At 69.0% G+C, this 17,597-nt stretch carries 18 protein-coding genes and 1 pseudogene; 1 reads left to right on the top strand and 18 read right to left on the bottom strand.

Going from position 1 to position 17,597, the window contains the following annotated elements; genetic code table 11:
• Positions 1-10: 10 nt before the first annotated feature.
• From ybgF to aspS, 16 genes are all read right to left on the bottom strand, one after another.
• Complete coding sequence (gene ybgF / locus HEP75_RS05855) at positions 11-823, bottom strand: tol-pal system protein YbgF (RefSeq protein ID WP_185815576.1); 813 nt, start codon at positions 821-823, stop codon at positions 11-13.
• A gap of 3 nt (positions 824-826) precedes the next feature.
• Positions 827-1,345, bottom strand: coding sequence for a peptidoglycan-associated lipoprotein Pal (gene pal, locus HEP75_RS05850; RefSeq protein ID WP_185822497.1), 519 nt, complete (start codon positions 1,343-1,345; stop codon positions 827-829).
• Positions 1,346-1,416: 71 nt separating this feature from the next.
• The gene (gene tolB, locus HEP75_RS05845; RefSeq protein WP_185815574.1) at positions 1,417-2,736 is read right to left on the bottom strand and encodes a Tol-Pal system beta propeller repeat protein TolB; all 1,320 of its coding nucleotides are present in this window, start codon (positions 2,734-2,736) and stop codon (positions 1,417-1,419) included.
• A gap of 236 nt (positions 2,737-2,972) precedes the next feature.
• Complete coding sequence (tolA, locus tag HEP75_RS05840; protein WP_058362288.1) at positions 2,973-3,974, bottom strand: cell envelope integrity protein TolA; 1,002 nt, start codon at positions 3,972-3,974, stop codon at positions 2,973-2,975.
• On the bottom strand, positions 3,964-4,401 hold the full coding sequence (tolR, locus tag HEP75_RS05835) for a protein TolR (RefSeq protein ID WP_058362287.1): 438 nt from the start codon (positions 4,399-4,401) through the stop codon (positions 3,964-3,966). Before tolR ends, tolA begins: the two co-directional genes overlap by 11 nt.
• Positions 4,402-4,441: 40 nt before the next feature.
• On the bottom strand, positions 4,442-5,218 hold the full coding sequence (gene tolQ, locus HEP75_RS05830) for a protein TolQ (RefSeq protein ID WP_003478956.1): 777 nt from the start codon (positions 5,216-5,218) through the stop codon (positions 4,442-4,444).
• Positions 5,215-5,688 carry a tol-pal system-associated acyl-CoA thioesterase gene (gene ybgC / locus HEP75_RS05825; protein WP_185825771.1) on the bottom strand — a complete coding sequence of 158 codons (474 nt, stop codon included), beginning with the start codon at positions 5,686-5,688 and terminating at the stop codon, positions 5,215-5,217. Before ybgC ends, tolQ begins: the two co-directional genes overlap by 4 nt.
• A 23-nt stretch (positions 5,689-5,711) precedes the next feature.
• A complete protein-coding gene (gene ruvB, locus HEP75_RS05820) occupies positions 5,712-6,746 on the bottom strand; it encodes a Holliday junction branch migration DNA helicase RuvB (RefSeq protein ID WP_185825770.1) in 1,035 nt (344 codons plus the stop codon).
• 131 nt (positions 6,747-6,877) lie between these two features.
• Positions 6,878-8,797: a potassium transporter Kup gene (locus HEP75_RS05815; RefSeq protein ID WP_185825769.1), complete on the bottom strand. Its 1,920-nt coding sequence runs from the start codon at positions 8,795-8,797 to the stop codon at positions 6,878-6,880.
• A 52-nt stretch (positions 8,798-8,849) separates the two neighbouring features.
• Positions 8,850-9,434, bottom strand: a complete 585-nt coding sequence (ruvA, locus tag HEP75_RS05810; RefSeq protein WP_179566538.1) for a Holliday junction branch migration protein RuvA — start codon at positions 9,432-9,434, stop codon at positions 8,850-8,852.
• Between the two features lie 124 nt (positions 9,435-9,558).
• Positions 9,559-10,071: a crossover junction endodeoxyribonuclease RuvC gene (gene ruvC / locus HEP75_RS05805; protein WP_185816517.1), complete on the bottom strand. Its 513-nt coding sequence runs from the start codon at positions 10,069-10,071 to the stop codon at positions 9,559-9,561.
• A gap of 181 nt (positions 10,072-10,252) precedes the next feature.
• Positions 10,253-10,984: a YebC/PmpR family DNA-binding transcriptional regulator gene (locus HEP75_RS05800; protein ID WP_185825768.1), complete on the bottom strand. Its 732-nt coding sequence runs from the start codon at positions 10,982-10,984 to the stop codon at positions 10,253-10,255.
• A gap of 82 nt (positions 10,985-11,066) precedes the next feature.
• Complete coding sequence (locus HEP75_RS05795; RefSeq protein WP_255424012.1) at positions 11,067-11,732, bottom strand: alpha/beta fold hydrolase; 666 nt, start codon at positions 11,730-11,732, stop codon at positions 11,067-11,069.
• Complete coding sequence (locus tag HEP75_RS05790; protein ID WP_185825766.1) at positions 11,725-12,036, bottom strand: I78 family peptidase inhibitor; 312 nt, start codon at positions 12,034-12,036, stop codon at positions 11,725-11,727. The genes HEP75_RS05795 and HEP75_RS05790 overlap by 8 nt, the downstream gene beginning before the upstream one ends.
• A 94-nt stretch (positions 12,037-12,130) precedes the next feature.
• Entirely contained in the window at positions 12,131-12,655 is a 525-nt protein-coding gene (locus tag HEP75_RS05785) for a GNAT family N-acetyltransferase (RefSeq protein ID WP_185825765.1), read from the bottom strand.
• A 3-nt stretch (positions 12,656-12,658) separates the two neighbouring features.
• Positions 12,659-14,416, bottom strand: coding sequence for an aspartate--tRNA ligase (gene aspS / locus HEP75_RS05780; RefSeq protein ID WP_185825764.1), 1,758 nt, complete (start codon positions 14,414-14,416; stop codon positions 12,659-12,661).
• 449 nt (positions 14,417-14,865) lie between these two features.
• Between aspS and HEP75_RS05775 the strand changes: the two are divergent.
• A pseudogene (locus HEP75_RS05775) lies at positions 14,866-15,548 on the top strand (DUF3011 domain-containing protein); the annotation flags it as partial.
• 83 nt (positions 15,549-15,631) lie between these two features.
• Here HEP75_RS05775 and HEP75_RS05770 read toward each other — a convergent pair.
• A complete protein-coding gene (locus HEP75_RS05770; RefSeq protein WP_185815566.1) occupies positions 15,632-15,967 on the bottom strand; it encodes a zinc ribbon domain-containing protein in 336 nt (111 codons plus the stop codon).
• Positions 15,968-16,110: 143 nt separating this feature from the next.
• Positions 16,111-17,361, bottom strand: a complete 1,251-nt coding sequence (locus HEP75_RS05765) for a cation:proton antiporter (protein ID WP_185825763.1) — start codon at positions 17,359-17,361, stop codon at positions 16,111-16,113.
• Positions 17,362-17,597 lie beyond the last annotated feature (236 nt).

The raw sequence follows: 17,597 nt of genomic DNA, 5'->3' as shown, positions 1-17,597 counted from the left end.
GTTCGGGGGCTCAGCGCAACTGCTGGCCGATGCGGATCGACTGCAGGCGGTCCTGCGCGGTGCGCGCGGCATCCGATCCCGGATACTGGCTGATCACCTGCTGCAGGGTCTGCTCGGCATCCTGGGCGCGGCCTTCGCCGTACTGGGACAGGCCCAGCTTGAGCAGGGCGCCGGAGGCCTTGTCGTGGGTCGGGTAGCGGCCGATCAGGTCGCGGAACTGCGCCTCGGCCAGCGGGAAATTCTTGGTGGCGTAATAACTCTCGCCCAGCCAGTACAAGGCATTGGGGGCGTAGACGCCGTTCGGGTACAGCTCGAGAAAGCTCTGGAACAGATTCGCCGAGTCGGCGTACTTGCCGGCCTTCAGCGCATCGAAGGCGACGTTGTAGCTGGTGCGCTCGTCGCCGCTGGCGGCGAGCGTGCCGGCGTCGCCATGCACCGACGGCGGCCGTTCGGAAACGGCGGCAGCCGGCTTGGCAGCGGGTGCGGAAGCGGCGGGTGCGGCAGCCCCAGCCGGCGGCAACGGCGGCGTCGCGCCACCCTCGATCCGGTTCAGGCGACCGTCCAGGTCCAGGTACTGGTCCTTGGCGCGCTGCTTGAGTTGTTCGTTATCGTGCTGCAACTGCTCGATCGTGGCTTCCAGCGACTGCACCTGCGTCCGCAGCTGGTTGAGCTGGTTCAGCATGTCGGTGTTGCCCTGGGTGTTCATTGCCTGCTGCTCGAGCGCGGAGACGCGATCGGCAAGACTTGCGCGCTGCGCATGAGCCGGCGCGGCGGCCACCAGGGCCGCCGCGACGATCATCGATGTGAGGACACCGATACGCATCTATTACTGAGCCGTGTACACGATCTCGACGCGGCGGTTCTGCGACCAGCAGGACTCGCCCGACTCGGTGCACACCGGACGCTCTTCGCCGTAGCTGACCACGGTCAGCTGCGCAGCCGAACCGCCGGCAGCCTGCAGCGCCGAAGACACGGCGTTGCCACGACGCTCGCCCAGGCCCATGTTGTACTCGCGCGAACCGCGCTCGTCGGCATTGCCCTGCAGGGTGATGCGCGAGGACGGACGGTCACGCAGGTACTTCGCGTGGCAGGCCATGATCGCCTGGAACTCCGGCTTCAGCGAGTCCTGGTCCAGATCGAAGTAGACCACGCGCTGGCGCAGGCAAGCATCGGTATCCAGATCGCCCGGGCCGTACAGGCCGGAGGTCGACGGGCCGGTCGGGGTGGTGGAACCGGTGGTGCCGGTGGTGTCGGTCTGGGGAACTTCCTTGACCTTCTTGGAGCAGCCGGCCAGAGCTGCAACGGACAACAGCGAAACAAGCAGTACGCGGGTGGTCTTGTTCATGGGGATACCTATATGGCTCCTGAGCCGAAAGGGGGTTCAACGCAGCGAAATATTAACATCAAACTTACGTGTCAACGCGCAGTCCGATACGGCGACCACGACGGCTCGCGCACATCGCCGTCGGCCAGGACCAGGCGCTGGCGCACGCGGGCATCGGCCGAGACCGCGTAAAGCACCCCTCGCCCGCCTTCGCGGGCGGCGTACAGGACCATGCTGGCGTTCGGGGCGAAGCTCGGCGATTCGTCCAGCGACCCCGTAGACAATGTGCTCCAGCGCGGCGAACCCAGGCTGCGGTCCATCATCGCGATCTTGTAGGTGTTGCCGCTGCCCTGGGCGACGGCGATCTTGTTGCCGTCGAAGGACACGCTGGCGGTGGCGTTGTAGTTGCCCTGGAAGGTCACGCGGTTGGCGCTGCCGCCGGTCGCCGCTACCTGGTAGATCTGCGGCCGGCCGCCGCGATCGGAGGTGAAGTAGATGCTGCTGCCGTCCGGCGCCCAGGTCGGCTCGGTGTCGATGCCGAAGTGGTTGGTCAGCTGGGTCAGCTGCTTGCTGCCCAGGTCCATCACGTAGATCTCCGGGTTGCCGCTGCGCGACAGCGCCAGGGCCAGCTTGCGGCCGTCCGGCGAGAACGAGGGCGCGCCGTTGATGCCACGGAAGCTGGACACCAACTGGCGGGCGCCGGTGGAGATGTCCTGCAGGTAGATCGAGGAGTTGCCGCGCTCGAAGCTCACGTAGGCCAGCTTCTTGCCGTCCGGGCTCCAGTTCGGCGACAGCAGCGGTTCGGCCGAGCGCACGATGGTCTGCGGGTTGTAGCCGTCGGAGTCGGCGACCATCAGCGCATAGCGCATGGCGCCGCCCTTGCCGCTGGCGGTGACGTAGGCGATGCGGGTCCAGAACGCGCCGCGCACGCCGGTGATCTTCTCGTAGATCGCATCGGCCATCTGGTGCGCCACGTCGCGCATCGCGCTGGCGCGCGCGGTCATCGCCAGGCCGAGCATGCGCTCGCCCTTGGCCACGTTGAACAGTTCGTACTCGACCCGGTAGGTGCCCTCGCCGGCATCCATCACCCGGCCGGCGACCAGGTAATCCTGCTTCAGCGCGCGCCAGGTGGCGTACTGCACTTCGCTGCCGCGGGTCGGGCGCTCGACGATCTGCGCCTCGGGCAGGTTGCGGAACTGGCCGGAACGGTCCAGGTCGGCGCGGACCACCGCGGACACGTCGGTGGACGGTGCGGCGGCCGAACCCTGGTAGGGCATCGGCACGACGGTGATCGGGGTCGCCGACGCGTTGCCGCCGACGATGTCGATTTCCAGGCCCTTGTCCTGCGCGGACGCGGCCAAGGGGAGCAACAGGGCAGTCAGGACGGCAAGCCAGCGCGGCAGTTTCTTCATGGGTCGCTCAGCGGTACTCGGGAAGGCGCAAGAGATAGCAATGCGCGGGTGAACGTATTCGCAATCATGAACCATCGAGATGTGAAGCCGATGGCAGGAAGCGCGGATTATCGCCTATCGCACCGCCGCCCGGGGAGTTCCCGGGCCTCGCCAGGCCCGGACGCGGGCTTTTTGGACCCGGGACAGGGGGCGTACGCATCCCGAATCCCCAATCCCGAATCCCTAATCCCGGCTTCTCAGCGATCCTGCGCAGTGAAGTTGAAGGTCAGGTCGCGCGCGAACACCGATTCGAAGCCCCGGTACGGCAGCGGCTGCGCTCGCAGCACCGCGGCCTCGATCGAGCGTCGGCCCGCTTCGTCGTAGGGACAGTCGGGGCTGACCTTGGCCTCGATCACCTGCCCGCCGACGATCTGCTTGATCGCGATCTTGCACTTCTGCCCCAGCGGCACCGAATCCGGGCGCACCCACTGGCTCAGCACGGCCTGCTGGATCGCCGCGGCGTACTTGGCCGACAGATCGGTATTGGTCCCGTTCTGACCGGGCGCGGCCTGCGGCGTGGACGCGGCGGTGGCCGAGGCCTGCTTGGCGCGCACGTCGGCCAGCTGGCGCAGCTTCTGCTCGGCCAGCTTGGCTTCGCGGTCGGCCTGCTCGCGCTGCTTGCGGATGTCGGCGATCTTCTTCTGCCGCTCCTCTTCCTGCTGCGCGGCCAGGCGCTGCTTCTGCTCGGCCTCCTGCTGGCGCTTCTGCTCGGTCAGGTCGATCTGCTCCTGGCGGCGCTTGGCTTCCTGCTCCTGCTTCTCCTTTTCCTGCGAGATCGCGGTGCGGCTGGCGCGGTCCTGGTCGACCTTGTCCGGCACCGGGATGAAGTCCTGCGCTTTCTGCTGCTGCTCGGTCGGCGCCTGCTGCGGCTTGGGCACGGGCACCGGTTGCGGCGGCGGCACGGTGTCGTCCTCGGCGACGTCCTTGACCGGTTCGGGCAGCGGCTCGGGCAAGGGCTTGGGCGCGTCCTGCACCGCCTTCTGCGCCGAACGCACGTCGGCGGCCGAGACCACAAGCGAGGCCTCGACCATCGGCGACCCGGCCGCCGGCTCCACCTCGCGCACCGGCGACCACCACCAGGCAAGGAAGAACAGCAGCCCGAGCAGCACGTGCACGGCCAGCGCGAGGAGCACGCCGACGATCAGGCCCTGGTCGCTGTCCTGTTCGCGGGGCGGTCGGGAATCGGCTTCAGCGTGCATTGGTACCGGGCTGGCTCATCAGGCCCACCTTGGGAACGCCGGCCTGCTGCAGCATGACCATGGTGTCCATGACCAGCTGGTAGTTGGAATTGCCGGGCGCGGCGACGAACACCGGCACATCCTTGTTCTGGCCGACGAAGGCCTGCATCTTCGCCTTCAGTTCCGGCGCGCCGATCTTCTCCGGCTTGCCGTCCTGCAGGGTCAGCGTGTAGCGGCCCTCGGCGTCGACGCTGACGATCACCGGGTCCTTCTTGCTTTCCACCGAACGCGCGGTGGAATCGGGCAGGTCCACGTCCACGCTCAGGCTGAGCAGCGGCGCGGTGACCATGAAGATGATCAGCAGCACCAGCATGACGTCGATGTACGGCACGACGTTGATCTCGGACTTGAGCTTGCGGCGCTTGCGGCGGGAAATGGCGGCAGTCATGCGGGAATCCTGGGGTCGTGGGCGGAGCGCGCGGCGGCGCTCAGTCGCCGCTGGCCTGGCGCTGCAGGATGGAGCTGAACTCTTCGGAGAAGGTCTCGAAGCGCACCGCCATCCGCTCGACCCGGGTAGTGAAGCGGTTGTACGCCCACACTGCCGGGATCGCCACGAACAGGCCGATGGCGGTGGCGAACAGCGCCTCGGAAATGCCCGGCGCGACCGCGGCGATGCCCGCCTGCTGGCCGCTGTTGAGCATGTCGTGCATGGTCACCATGATGCCGAACACGGTGCCGACCAGGCCGACGTACGGCGCGGTGGAACCGATGTTGGCGAGCAGTTCCAGGTTGCGCTCCAGGCGGTCCACTTCGCGCGCATAGGTGGCGCGCATCGCCCGCTGCGCGCCTTCCAGCTGGATGCGCGCGTCGAGCTTGCGCTTGTCGCGCAGGCGGGTGAATTCGCGGAAACCGGCCTCGAAGATCGCCTCAAGTCCGCCGACCACGCGGTTGCGGTCGGCCGCCCCGGCGTAGAGCTTGGTCAGGTCGGTGCCGGACCAGAAGCGGTTCTCGAAGTCGTCCGCGTCGCGGTTGGCCTGCTTGAACACCCGCGCCTTGCGGAAAATGATCACCCAGCTGATCAGCGAGCCGAGCAGCAGCAACAGCACGATCACCTTGACCGGCAGGCTGGCCTTGATCAGCAGATCCAGGTAGTTGATGCCGCCATGGGCGGCGGTGCTGGCGACGGCCTGCGCGGCGGTCTGGGTCACGTCCTGCGGTAGCGCCTCCGCCACCGTGTCCTGCAGGGCCAGGAGCAATGCGATCATCCGTCGTTCCTCAGTAATGCTGCTTCAGTGATTTCGAGAGCTTTCAAAATGTCGTACAACGCGTCGTCCATGCCGCGCGGGCGGAAATTGCCGGCGCCCAGCGCCGCCACCTTCACCTGCGCGCGCAACAGCAGCTCGCCGTCGCGATGGATCGACTGCGCGAACAGCAGGCTGGCGCGCTTGCACTGGGTCAGCGCGACGCCGACCTGCAGCGTATCGTCCAGGTGGGCCGGGCGCAGGAAGTCGAGCTGCATCGCGCGCACCGCGAACACCAGATCGTGCTGCAGGCGCAGGCGTTCCTGTCCGTAGCCCAGCGCGCGTAGCCACTCCGTGCGCGCCCGCTCCAGAAAGGCGACGTAGCGTGCATGGTAGACCACGCCACCGGCGTCGGTATCTTCCCAGTAGATGCGTGTCGGCCAACTGAATAGCTGCCGGGATTCGGGATTCGGGATTCGGGATTCGCCGAGCAAAGGCGTGTCCTGGCGGCTATCAGTCAAAACAGCCCTCCCGAATCCCCAATCCCCAATCCCGAATCCCGCTTGGGCGGCAAGCCCAAGTGCAGATACGCCTTGTTGGTCGCCATGCGCCCGCGTGCGGTGCGGATCAGGTAGCCCTGCTGGATCAGGTAGGGCTCGATCACGTCTTCCAGGGTGCCGCGTTCTTCCGACAGCGAGGCGGCCAGCGACTCGACCCCGACCGGTCCGCCGTCGAAGTAGTCGATGATGGTGCGCAGCAGGCGCCGATCCAGGTCGTCGAAGCCTTCCGGGTCGACCCCGAGCATCTGCATCGCCGCCTGCGCGACGGCCAGGTCGATCAGCCCGCCGGCGCGGACCTGGGCGAAATCGCGGACCCGCCGCAGCAGCCGGTTGGCGATGCGCGGGGTGCCGCGCGCGCGCCGCGCGATCTCCGCGCAGCCGTCGGCGTCGCAGGCGATGCCGAGGATGGCGGCGGAACGGCGCACGATCTTGCCCAGTTCTTCCGGGGTATAGAACGCCAGGCGCTGCACGATGCCGAAGCGGTCGCGCAGCGGCGCGGTCAGCAGGCCGGCGCGGGTGGTGGCGCCGATCAGGGTGAACGGCGGCAGGTCGATCTTGATCGAGCGCGCGGCCGGACCCTCGCCGATCATGATGTCGATCTGGAAGTCTTCCATCGCCGGATACAGCACTTCCTCGACCACCGGCGACAGGCGGTGGATCTCGTCCACGAACAGCACGTCGTGCGGCTGCAGGTTGGTCAGCAGCGCCGCCAGGTCGCCGGCCTTCTCGATCACCGGGCCGGAGGTCGCGCGCAGATTGACCCCCAGCTCGTTGGCGATGACATGGCTGAGCGTGGTCTTGCCCAGGCCCGGCGGCCCGAAGATCAGCACATGGTCCATCGCCTCGCCGCGCGCCTTGGCCGCTTCGATGTAGATCGACAGCTGCTCGCGCACCGGCTGCTGGCCGAGATAGTCGGCCAGCCGCTTGGGACGGATGCTGGCCTCGACCGCGTCGTCTTCGCGGGTGGCGCTGCTGGCGATGATGCGGTCCATTTAGAGCCGGGATTGGGGAATCGAGATTCGGGATTGGTAGCGCAATAGTATCGACTGCAGGACGGCTTCGGCGCTATGGCCTTGACCAATCCCGAATCTCCAATCCCCAATCCCGGCCGCCGCAGGCGGCTTCAGATCTCCACCTGCGCCCCCAGCTCCACCAGCCGGTTGCCGGGGATGCGGAAGAAGCCGGTGGCCGGGGCGGCGTTGCGGTGCATGACCGCGAACAGCTTGTCGCGCCAGATCGGCATGCCGCGGTTGGCGCTGGCGACGATGGTCTCGCGGCTGGCGAAATAGGTGGTGTCCATCGGGTCGAAGTAGATGCCGCCCTGGTCGCAGGAGCGCATCAGCGCCAGCGGCACGTCGGGGGTTTCCATGAAGCCGAAGCGCACGATCACCCGGTAGAACTCGTCGCCGATGGCGTCCATCTTCAGCCGCTGCTTGGCCGAGGCGTACGGCACCGGCAGGGTCTCCACGGTCAGGAACACGTTGCGCTCGTGCAGCACCTTGTTGTGCTTGAGGTTGTGCATCAGCGCATGCGGCACCACGGTCGCGTCGGCGGTCAGGAACACCGCGGTGCCCGGCACGCGCACCGGCGGCGCCAGCATCAGCCCGGGCAGGAAGCTGTCGATCTGGATGCCGTCCTTGCGGATCTCCTCGCGCAGCAGCTCGCGGCCGCGGCGCCAGGTGCGCATCATGGTGAACATCACGATGCCCAGCGCCACCGGGAACCAGGCGCCCTGCAGCAGCTTGGCGCCGTTGGCGATCAGGAACGCGGCGTCGATGACGAAGAACACCACGCACAGCGGCAACACCCAGTTGCGCCAGCGCGGCCACAGCGCGCGCGCCACCAGCGCCAGCAGCAGGGTGTCGATCAGCATCGTCGCCGACACCGAAATGCCGTAGGCCACCGCCAGGTTGGTGGAACTGCGGAAGATCAGCACCAGCGCGATCACCATCACCATCAGCAGCCAGTTGATGCCGGGGATGTAGATCTGGCCGATGGTGTCGTGCGAGGTGTGCTTGATCAGCATGCGCGGGATGTAGCCCAGCTGCATGGCCTGGCGCGCGATCGAGAACGCGCCGGTGATCACCGCCTGCGAGGCGATCACCGCCGCCAGCGTGGCCAGCACGATCATCGGGTACAGCGCCCAGCCGGGCACCGCTTCGAAGAACGGGTTCTTCAGCGCCGCCGGATGCTTGAGCACCAGCGCGCCCTGCCCCAGGTAGTTCAGCACCAGGCACGGCAGCACGAAGAAGTACCAGGCGTGGCGGATCGGGCGCGCGCCGAAGTGGCCCATGTCCGCGTACAGCGCCTCGCCGCCGGTCACCGCCAGCACCACCGCGCCGAGGATCCACACCCCGTGCCAGCCGTGGTCGAGGAAGAAGCGGATCGCCCACCACGGGTTGAACGCCTTCAGCACTTCCGGCGCGTCGACGATGTTCCAGATGCCGATCGCCGCCAGCGACAGGAACCACAGGCAGGTGATCGGGCCGAATACCTTGCCGACCTTCTCGGTGCCGAAGCGCTGGCCCAGGAACAGGATCACCAGCACCACCACGGTGATCGGCACGATGAACGCATGCAGCCCCGGCGCGGCCACCTCCAGGCCTTCGACCGCGCCCAGCACCGAGATCGCCGGGGTGATCACCCCGTCGCCGAAGAACAGCGAGGCGCCGAAGATGCCGAGAATGCCGACCACGTAGGCCGAGCGCGAGCCCTTGCGCATGGTGCGCTGGGTCAGCGCCATCAGCGCCATGATGCCGCCCTCGCCTTCGTTGTCGGCGCGCATGATGATGGTGACGTACTTCAGCGTGACCACGATCATCAGCGACCAGAACGCCAGCGACAGCACGCCGAGCACGGTGTCGTGGTCGCTGCTCAGGCCGTAGTGCGGCGAGAACGCTTCCTTGAGCGTGTACAGCGGGCTGGTGCCGATGTCGCCGAACACCACGCCGATGGCGCCGATGATCAGCGCAAAGCCGGCTTTTCCATGCGAGGCATCGGCCGAATGGCCGGAGCCGGGGGACGGAGCGGGAGTGGTGGACATGTGGGGATCAGGTTAGCGCCGCGAGGCGTGAAGAAGGAGGTACGGCGCGCGGTCAGCGCAACGCGGCCTGCAAGGCCTTGCGGATCACGCTGGCGACCTCGTCGCCGTCGGCGGCGGCATCGCGCGCCATCTTCGCCGCTTCGGCCGGCTTGTAACCGAGCTGCTGCAGCGCCACGGTGGCCTCGGACACCGCATCGGTGCCGAGCTGCCCGGTGACCGGCGCGCCGCCGCTGAAGTCCGCGGCGCGGTCGCGCAGTTCCACCACCATGCGCTCGGCGGTCTTCTTGCCAATGCCGGGAATGCGGGTCAGCGCAGTGACGTCGGCGCTGGTGACCATGCGCGCGAACTCGTCCACGCTGACCCCGGACAGCACCGCCAGCGCGATCTTGGCGCCGATCCCGGTGACCCGCTGCACGTCGCGGAACAGGCGCCGCTCGCCCTCGCGCAGGAAGCCGTACAGCGAGACGCTGTCTTCCTTCTGCGCGTAGTGGGTGAACAGGATCACGTCGCGGCCGACGTCGGGCAGGTCGTAGAAGGTGCTCATCGGCGCCTCCAGCTCATAGCCGACCCCGCCCACGTCGATCACCAGCCACGGCGGCTGCTTGTAGGCGAGGATGCCGCGCAGACGGCCGATCATTGGGCGCCTCGTGCGAGGCGCCGGGATTGGGGATTCGGGATTGGGGATTGGGTACAGCCGCGCGCAGGCACAGGCACCCCGCTCTTACGAATCCCGAATCCCGAATCCCGAATCCCTGCTCCACTCATTTCCTGCTCCAAGCCTGTTGCGTACTGACACCCAGGCGCTGCGCGGTGGCGCGCACGTGGGCATGGGTGATGGCCACCGCCAGCGCGTCGGCGGCGTCGGCCTGCAGTTTTCCGGTCAGACTCAGCATCAGACCGACCATATGTTGTACCTGCTGCTTCTCGGCCGCACCTTTGCCGACGATGGCCAGCTTGATCTCCTTGGCCGCGTACTCGTGCACCGGCAGATCGCGCAGCACCACCGCGCAGATCGCCGCGCCGCGCGCGTGGCCGAGCTTCAGCGCCGCGTCGGCGCTCTTGCCCATGAACACCCGCTCGATCGCCACTTCCTGCGGCTGGTACTCCTCGATCAGCGCGCCCAGCCCGTGCAGCAGGCGCTTCAGCCGCTGCGAGAAGTCGCCCTCGCCGAGCAACAGCAGCGGCGCGTGGTGGACATGGGTGGTGCGGCCGCTGCCGTCGATGTCGATGATGCCCACGCCGGTGCGCTGCGAGCCCGGATCGATGCCGAGGATGCGGACCTTGGCGGGACTCGGGACTCGGGACTCGGGACTCGAAGGCGCTGCAGCGCGGCCGGGGCTAACGGCTGCGGCAGGCTGCGCCGACGATCCGTCAGGTCCTGGCACCTCGCTGTTCCGAGTCCCGAGTCCCGGGTCCCGAGTCCCGGCAGCGTCCCGAGTCCCGGCCGTCGCCATCTCAGCCGCCACTCAACGCGGACTGATCGGCATTGGAATAGACCGCCTGCACATCGTCCAGGTCTTCCAGCATGTCCAGCAGCTTGCGCACCTGCAGCGCGGTATCGCCTTCCACCGCGATGTCGTTGTCGGCACGGAAGCTGAGCTCGGCGTGGTCGGCGGCCAGGCCGGCGGCCTGCATCGCGTCCTTGACCGCGTGGAACGCGTCCGCCGAGGTCAGCACGTCAATCGCGCCGTCCTCCGGATACACCACGATGTCGTCGGCACCGGCCTCGATCGCCGCTTCGGTGATGGCTTCCTCGTCGGCACCGGCGGCGAAGCTGAGCACGCCCAGGCGCTTGAACATGAACGCCACCGAGCCTTCGGTACCCATGTTGCCGCCGCACTTGCTGAAGGCGTGGCGCACGTCGGCCACGGTACGCACGCGGTTGTCGGTCAGGCAATCGACGATCACCGCGACCCCGCCCGGCGCGTAGCCCTCGTAGCGGATCTCCTCGTACTCCACCCCTTCCAGCTCGCCGGTGGCTTTCTTGATCGCGCGCTCGATCACGTCCTTGGACATGTTCGAGGCCAGGCCCTTGTCCATCGCCACGCGCAGGCGCGGATTGTTGGACGGGTCGCCGCCGCCGGCGCGCGCGGCGACGCCGATCTCGCGGATGATCTTGGTGAAAATCTTGCCGCGCTTCGCATCGGATGCGTTCTTGCGGGCTTCGATCGAGGGGCCTCTACCCATGGGGCGTTCCGGACATCAGTAAGGACAAGCGGCGGATTTTACTCGATTGCGCCGCCGCGCCCGCATCGGCGACGCGCCCCGCTCAGGCGGCGAAGCGGCCTTGGCGCAGGAACGCGGCGGCCTGGCGCGCGGCCAGCGGCGAGAACAGCAGGCCGCTATGGCTGGCGCGCACCAGGCAATGGTCGTGCAGGCCCGGCACGCGGGTCTCGGCCAGGGCCACGGTGCCGTCCGATTCCGGCCCCAGCGCGGCGATGCGGTTGCCCAGCCCCAACGCGACGCTGCCGGCCACCATGCCGACCGCGGCGCGACCGTCCCAGTGTCCGAGACCCTGCTGCAGCAAGGCCGCGCTGCGCCCGAGAGCCACGCCGAGGCCGCGTCGCAGCAGCGTCTGCGCCACCGCGCTGCCGGCCAACGGCGCGCCCAGGCACACCACCCGGGTCACCGGCAACTGCGGCGCCTGGCGCAAGGCCTGCAGCGCGATCAGCCCGCCCAGGCTGTGCCCGACCAGCGCCACCGGCCCCTGCTGCGCCAGGCGCTGGATCCGCTGCTGCAGCCGCGGCAGCGCCGCCTCGGCACCGCCGAACGCGGTCGAATAGCCGAAGCTGGCGACCCGGAAGCCATCGCGGCGCATGCGCCAGGCCAGCGGCCCGAGCCAGATGCGGCCGTTCCAGATTCCATGCAGCAACAGGACCTGCGGCAAGGGGTCGACCGCGGCGTCCGCGGCAAGCGTGCGCCCGGCCTCAGCCACAGGTGATGCGGACGATGGCATTGGACGCATCCACGAACACGTTGAGCCGGTCCGGGCGCAGGTCGCGTGTCGTCGCCTGGCCGGGGGCGATCGGCCGCAGCTGGCCGGCGCCGCTCTCCTGGCGGACCCGCGCCAGGGTCGCCTCGGTCGCGACCTGACCGACCACCCACGCCACCGGCTCGGCCTGACAGCGGCCATCGCCCTGCACCGCCGGCCCACTACTCGCCGATTGCAATGAAGCGGTTGGCGCGCACGCGGCCAGCAGCGGCAGCAAGGCGGCGGCGCATTTCATCAGTCGCGACATGGCGATCTCCTGTCAGGGACGGAGGAGTGGCCAGTTTACTGCGTCCCGCCACCAGCCCTGCCCGTTCGGCCATGCACTCGGCACGCCACGTGGACTACGCCGTCTGCGGCACGCGACGCAGGATGAACTCCAGATCGCGGGTCTGCCCGACCGGGAATTCGTAGGTGCCGACCTTCTCGAAGCCGTAGCGCGCGTAGAAGCGTTGCGCGCCGAAGTTTTCCGACCACACGCCGATCCACAGCGTGCGTGGGCCTTCGCGTTCCAGCCAGGCCAGCGCGATTTCGAACAGGCGGCTGCCCCAGCCGCTGTTCTGGTGCGAGCGCAGCAGGTACAGCCGCTTCAGCTCGCCGTCGCCGGGCTGCACCTCGGCATGCGGCAGGCCGCAGGGGCCCGCCGCGGCATGGCCCACCGCCACGCCGTCGTCCTCCAGCAGCCAGATCGCGTAGTCGGGATGCTGCAGGATCGTGCGCTGCCGCGCCGCGGTGTAGTGCTCGTCGAGAAACCCGTGCAGGTCTTCCGGCGAATACAGGTGGCCGAACGTTTCCGTAAAGGTGGCCGCGGCCAGCGCCGCCAGCGTGGCGGCGTCGTCCGGCGTGGCTTGGCGGATCGCCAATGCCATCGCTCAGCCCTGCACCGGCTTGGCGCGCACCTGCACGTGCACTTCGGCCAGCTGCGCATCGGCGATCGGCGACGGCGCGTCGGTCATCAGGTCCTGCGCGCCGGTGGTCTTGGGGAACGGGATCACATCGCGGATCGATTCGGTGCCGGCCATCAGCGCGGCGATGCGGTCGATGCCGAAGGCGATGCCGCCGTGCGGCGGCGCGCCGTAGTTCAGCGCGTCGAGCAGGAAGCCGAACTTGGCGCGCGCTTCCTCGGCGCCGATGCCGAGCAGTTCGAACACCGCACTCTGCATTTCCGGGCGGTGGATACGGATCGAGCCGCCGCCGATCTCGTTGCCGTTGAGCACCATGTCGTAGCCGCGCGACACCGCGGTCCTGGCGTGCGTGCGCAGCTGCGCGATGTCGTCCACCGCCGGCGCGGTGAAGGGGTGATGCAGGGCGACGTAGCGCTGCGCTTCATCGTCCCATTCGAACATCGGGAAATCGGTGACCCACAGCGGCGCCCAGCCCTGCGCGACCAGGCCGAAGTCCTTGCCGGCCTTCAAGCGCAGCGCGCCCATGAAGTCGGAGACCTTGTTGTAGCCGCCGGCGCCGAAGAACACGATGTCGCCGTTGCCGGCGCCGACGTGCGCGACCAATGCGGCGAAGGCTTCTTCGGAAAAGAACTTGGCGATCGGCGAGCTGATTTCGCCGGTCTCCGACAACTTGATGTAGGCCAGGCCCTTGGCACCGTACTTGGCCGCGTGCGCGGCGTAGTCGTCGATCTGCTTGCGCGACAGCGTGGCGCCGCCGGGAATGCGCAGCGCGGCGACGCGGCCGTCGACATCGTTGGCAGCAGCGGTGAACACCGGGAACTCGCTGGACTTGACCAGCTCGGCCACGTCGACCAGTTCCAGGCCGATACGCAGGTCCGGCTTGTCCGAGCCGAAGCGGCGCATCGCCTCGGCCCAGGTCATGCGCGGGAATTCGGCGGCCAGCTCCACGTCCACCACTTCCTTGAAGATGTGGCGGATCATCTGCTCCACCGCATCTTGCACATCGCGCTCGCGCACGAACGCGAACTCCATGTCGAGCTGGGTGAACTCGAGCTGGCGGTCGGCGCGCAGCGCCTCGTCGCGGAAGCAGCGCGCGATCTGGTAGTAGCGGTCGAAGCCGGCCACCATCAGGATCTGCTTGAACAGCTGCGGGCTCTGCGGCAAGGCGTAGAACTCGCCCGGATGCATGCGCGCCGGCACCAGGAAGTCGCGCGCGCCTTCCGGGGTGGCCTTGGTCAGGATCGGGGTTTCGATGTCCTGGAAGCCGCGCTCGTCCAGGTAGCGGCGCAGCCCCTGCACCAGCTTGATGCGGGTGCGCTGCATGCGCTGCATCTCCGGGCGGCGCAGGTCCAGGTAGCGGTACTTCAGGCGGGTTTCCTCGCCCGGGTTCTCGTGCGCATGGAACGGCAGCGGCGCGGCCTTGTTGAGGATGGTGATGCGGGTGGCGATCACCTCGACCTTGCCGCTGCGCAGCTTGTCGTTGACCGCATGCCGCGCGCGCACCACGCCTTCCACCTGCAGCACGTCCTCGTAGCCCAGCGAGGCGGCGACCGCGAACACCTCCGCGCTCTCCGGCTCCACCGTCACCTGCACGATGCCCTCGTGGTCGCGCAGGTCGATGAAGCAGACCCCGCCGAGATTGCGGGCGACATCGGTCCAGCCGGCCAGGGTGACGGTTTGGCCGATCAGGGTCTCGTCGACCAGGCCGCAGAAGTGGGTACGCATCGCAAACTCCAAGGTGGGGCCGCCGGCGCAGAACGCGCCGGCAAGCCGGATATTCTGCGGCGCGGCGCCGGCCCGGGCAAATCCGGCCGCAACTCACCTGGCCTTAAGTTTCCGTGAGGCTATAGTCCGCCCACAGTCACGGGCGTCGGAGGGGACCCATGTTGAAGCAGCTGAGCGGTTGGTTGTTGGTGGCCGGTCTGGCCTTGGCCAGCGGGCCGGTGGCCGCGCAGAGCGCGCGCGCCTATGCGCCGGAGGACCTGCGGCAGCTGTCGGTGCCGAGCCGGGTGCGGGTGATCGAGCGCGAATACGCCGACCAGACCCGCGGCCGGCAGATCCCCGACGACCAGTTGGAGTTCTACCTGGACCAGGTCGACCGCGGCTGGGGCTTCGGCCGCATCCAGCAGGACATCTCCACCTCGCTGCGTGGCAGCAGCGGCCAGTGGCGACCGGAACCCGGCTTCAATGCGCAGACCATCGCCTGCTCCAGCAACGACCGCAAGCGCCGCCAGTGCGCGACGCCGTTCCGCGGCCGCGCGCGGCTGGTCGGCGCGCTGTCGGATTCGCCGTGCATCGAGGGCCAGACCTGGGGCTCGGGCCCCGGCGTGGTGTGGGTGGACCGCGGCTGCCGCGGCCGCTTCGCCGAAGGCCGCGGCGGCTGGGGCGACGGCGGCGGTCCGGGGCCGGGTCCGGGTCCTGGCCCAGGTCCCGGCCCGGGCGGCACCATCCGCTGTGAGAGCCAGGACCAGCGCCAGCGCGTCTGCAACACCGGCTGGCGCAATGCGGTGCTGGTCCGGCAGCTGTCCGACACCCGCTGCATCGAAGGCCGCAGCTGGGGCCAGCGCGACGGCGCGGTGTGGGTGGACGATGGTTGCCGCGGCGAGTTCGCCGAAGGCCGGGGCGGTGGCGGGGCGGCTGGGGTCCGGGGCGCCCGCCGTCCGGCAGCGATTACTCGGTGACCTGCAGCAGCGACGACAAGCGCCTGCGCAGTTGCGCCTGGGACCGCCGCCAGGGCCGACCGGCGGTGATCCAGCAGCTGTCCGGCACCACCTGCGTCGAAGGCCGCAACTGGGGCTACGAGGGCAATGCGGTGTGGGTCAAGGAAGGCTGCCGGGCCCGCTTCGGCGCCCGCTAAGATCTCAGGCAGAAACGCGAACGGCCCGGAGGCGCCTCCGGGCCGTTCGCATTTTCGGGACGCTACGCTCCGCGACGCCGCGCTCAGGTGGCAGCGGGCTTGGCGGCCGGTGCCGGCGTGGCCGCAGGTGCCGCGGCAGGCTTGGCCGCGCTGTCGGTGGAGGCGGCCGCGGCGGCTGGCTTGGCCTCGCCGGCGCTGCCGCTGCCGGATTCGGCCAGGTTGCGCTTCTTGTCGCCGTCCTTCTTGAAGTCGGTCTCGTACCAGCCGCTGCCGGACAGGCGGAACGACGGCGCGGTCAGCTGGCGCTTGATCGCGGGCGCGCCGCACGACGGACAGGCCTCGGGATCGGGATCGGACAGTTTCTGCAGGCGGTCGAAGCTGTGACCGCACTCGGCGCATTGGAAGGCATAGATCGGCATGGCGGCAAAAACGCGAAAGGAACGGAGGCAGCCAGTATGGGGCCCGGGCGCCGGCTTTCAAGCGATACCGGCGCGTGGCGCCCGGGCATGCATTCTCCAGCCGGCCGCGACGCCGCCGCGCGGGTTCGGGAACCGCGGGCCGCTCAAACGGCCGCTTGCGGCAGCGGCGGCCGCGGCGGATCGACTGGGGGTGCCGCCGGATCTTCCGCAGCCGGCGCCTCGAGCAGGCCCTGGGCCGGTGCCGCCGGCAGCGGCGCGGCCTCGACCGGGTCCACGTCGAACGGCATGCGCAACAGCAGCGACGGCAGCAGCGTGCTCAGCGCCGCATACAGCAGCAGCGCGCCGAACAGCGCATCGGCGATGGCGAAGCGCTCGCGCAGGATCGCGGCCAGCACCAGGGTGAAGATCAGGGTCGGCGCCAGCGCCAGCGACACCCGCAGGCTGCTGCGCGCGTCCTCGCCGAACAGCAGCCGCCGCTGCAGCCAGACGATACCGATCCGCAACGGCAGCACGCACGCGGTCAGCGCCAGGCCCAGTCCCATCGCCTGCAGGCTCAACGCCCCGCTCGGCACCTTGGTGCCGGCATTGAAGAAGTAGAACGGCACGAAGAACGAGGCGAACAGGCGCACCGCGTGCAGGTTCTCGTCGGAGGCCAGCAGCGGCATGCGCTGGCGCAGCAGGCGCGCGACCAGCCCGGCGATGAACGCGCCGACCAGGTAGTACACCCCCAGCGAATAGGTGATGTAGGCGGCGATCAGCCCGACCATCACCAGCAGCGAGAACTCCGACCCGGGCGCCTGCGGCGCCACCCAGCGTCCCAGCGCCACGAACAGCAGCGGCAGGCCGACCAGCATCGCCAGCAAGGCCAGGCTGGACAGGCCCATCCGCCAGGGATCGCCGGCCTGCAGGATCACGAACAACGCCGCCAGCGCCAGCAATTCGCCGGCGATGGCCTTGCTGGTGACCCAGAAGCGCTCCTCCTCGCTGAGCCCGAGCCGGCCCAGCGAATCGATGATGAAGCCGGTGGACGGGGTCAGCAGGGCAAGCGCCAGCAATCCGGCCGCCTGCCACGGCAGCGCGGCGTAGCGCCAGGCCAGCCAGCCGACCCCGACCAAGGTGCCGCCGCGCACCAGCAGATGCAGCAGCAGCGGCCACAGCCCGCGGCGCAGCGCCTTCGGGTCCACCTCCAGCCCGGCGAACAGGAACAGCGAGGAGATGCCGAGCGTGGCCAGCAGCGCGATCACCGCATCGTGCGCGCGCTCGCCCATCGCCAGCATCGCGACGATGCCGAACAGCAGGCAGGTCAGCGGCGCCGGCAGCTTGAAGCGCTGCAGCGCGCGCGGGATCACCAGCAGGGCGAAGATCAGCAGCAGGTAGATCAGTTCGTGGCTCATCGGGCAGTGCGTCCATCGAGGGGGGCCACCGGCGGCAGCGGCGCCAATGATGCCGCGCGGCGTGCGCGAGCGCCGTTACGGCGCACCGGCGCTCGCCCCGGCGCCAGCACCGGCACCGGCACCTGCCCCGACCTGCCGTGCACGCAGGCGGCAAGGCCCGCATGGCGCCGGCTGCATCGGCAGCGACGATGCGTGCCCGCTCCCCTCGCCACGAGTACGCACACCGCTAATGCCGT

Origin of the sequence: Xanthomonas sp. SI (assembly GCF_014236855.1) — a bacterium.
Classification (GTDB): domain Bacteria; phylum Pseudomonadota; class Gammaproteobacteria; order Xanthomonadales; family Xanthomonadaceae; genus Xanthomonas_A.
This window is presented reverse-complemented; position numbering and strand designations above follow the sequence as displayed.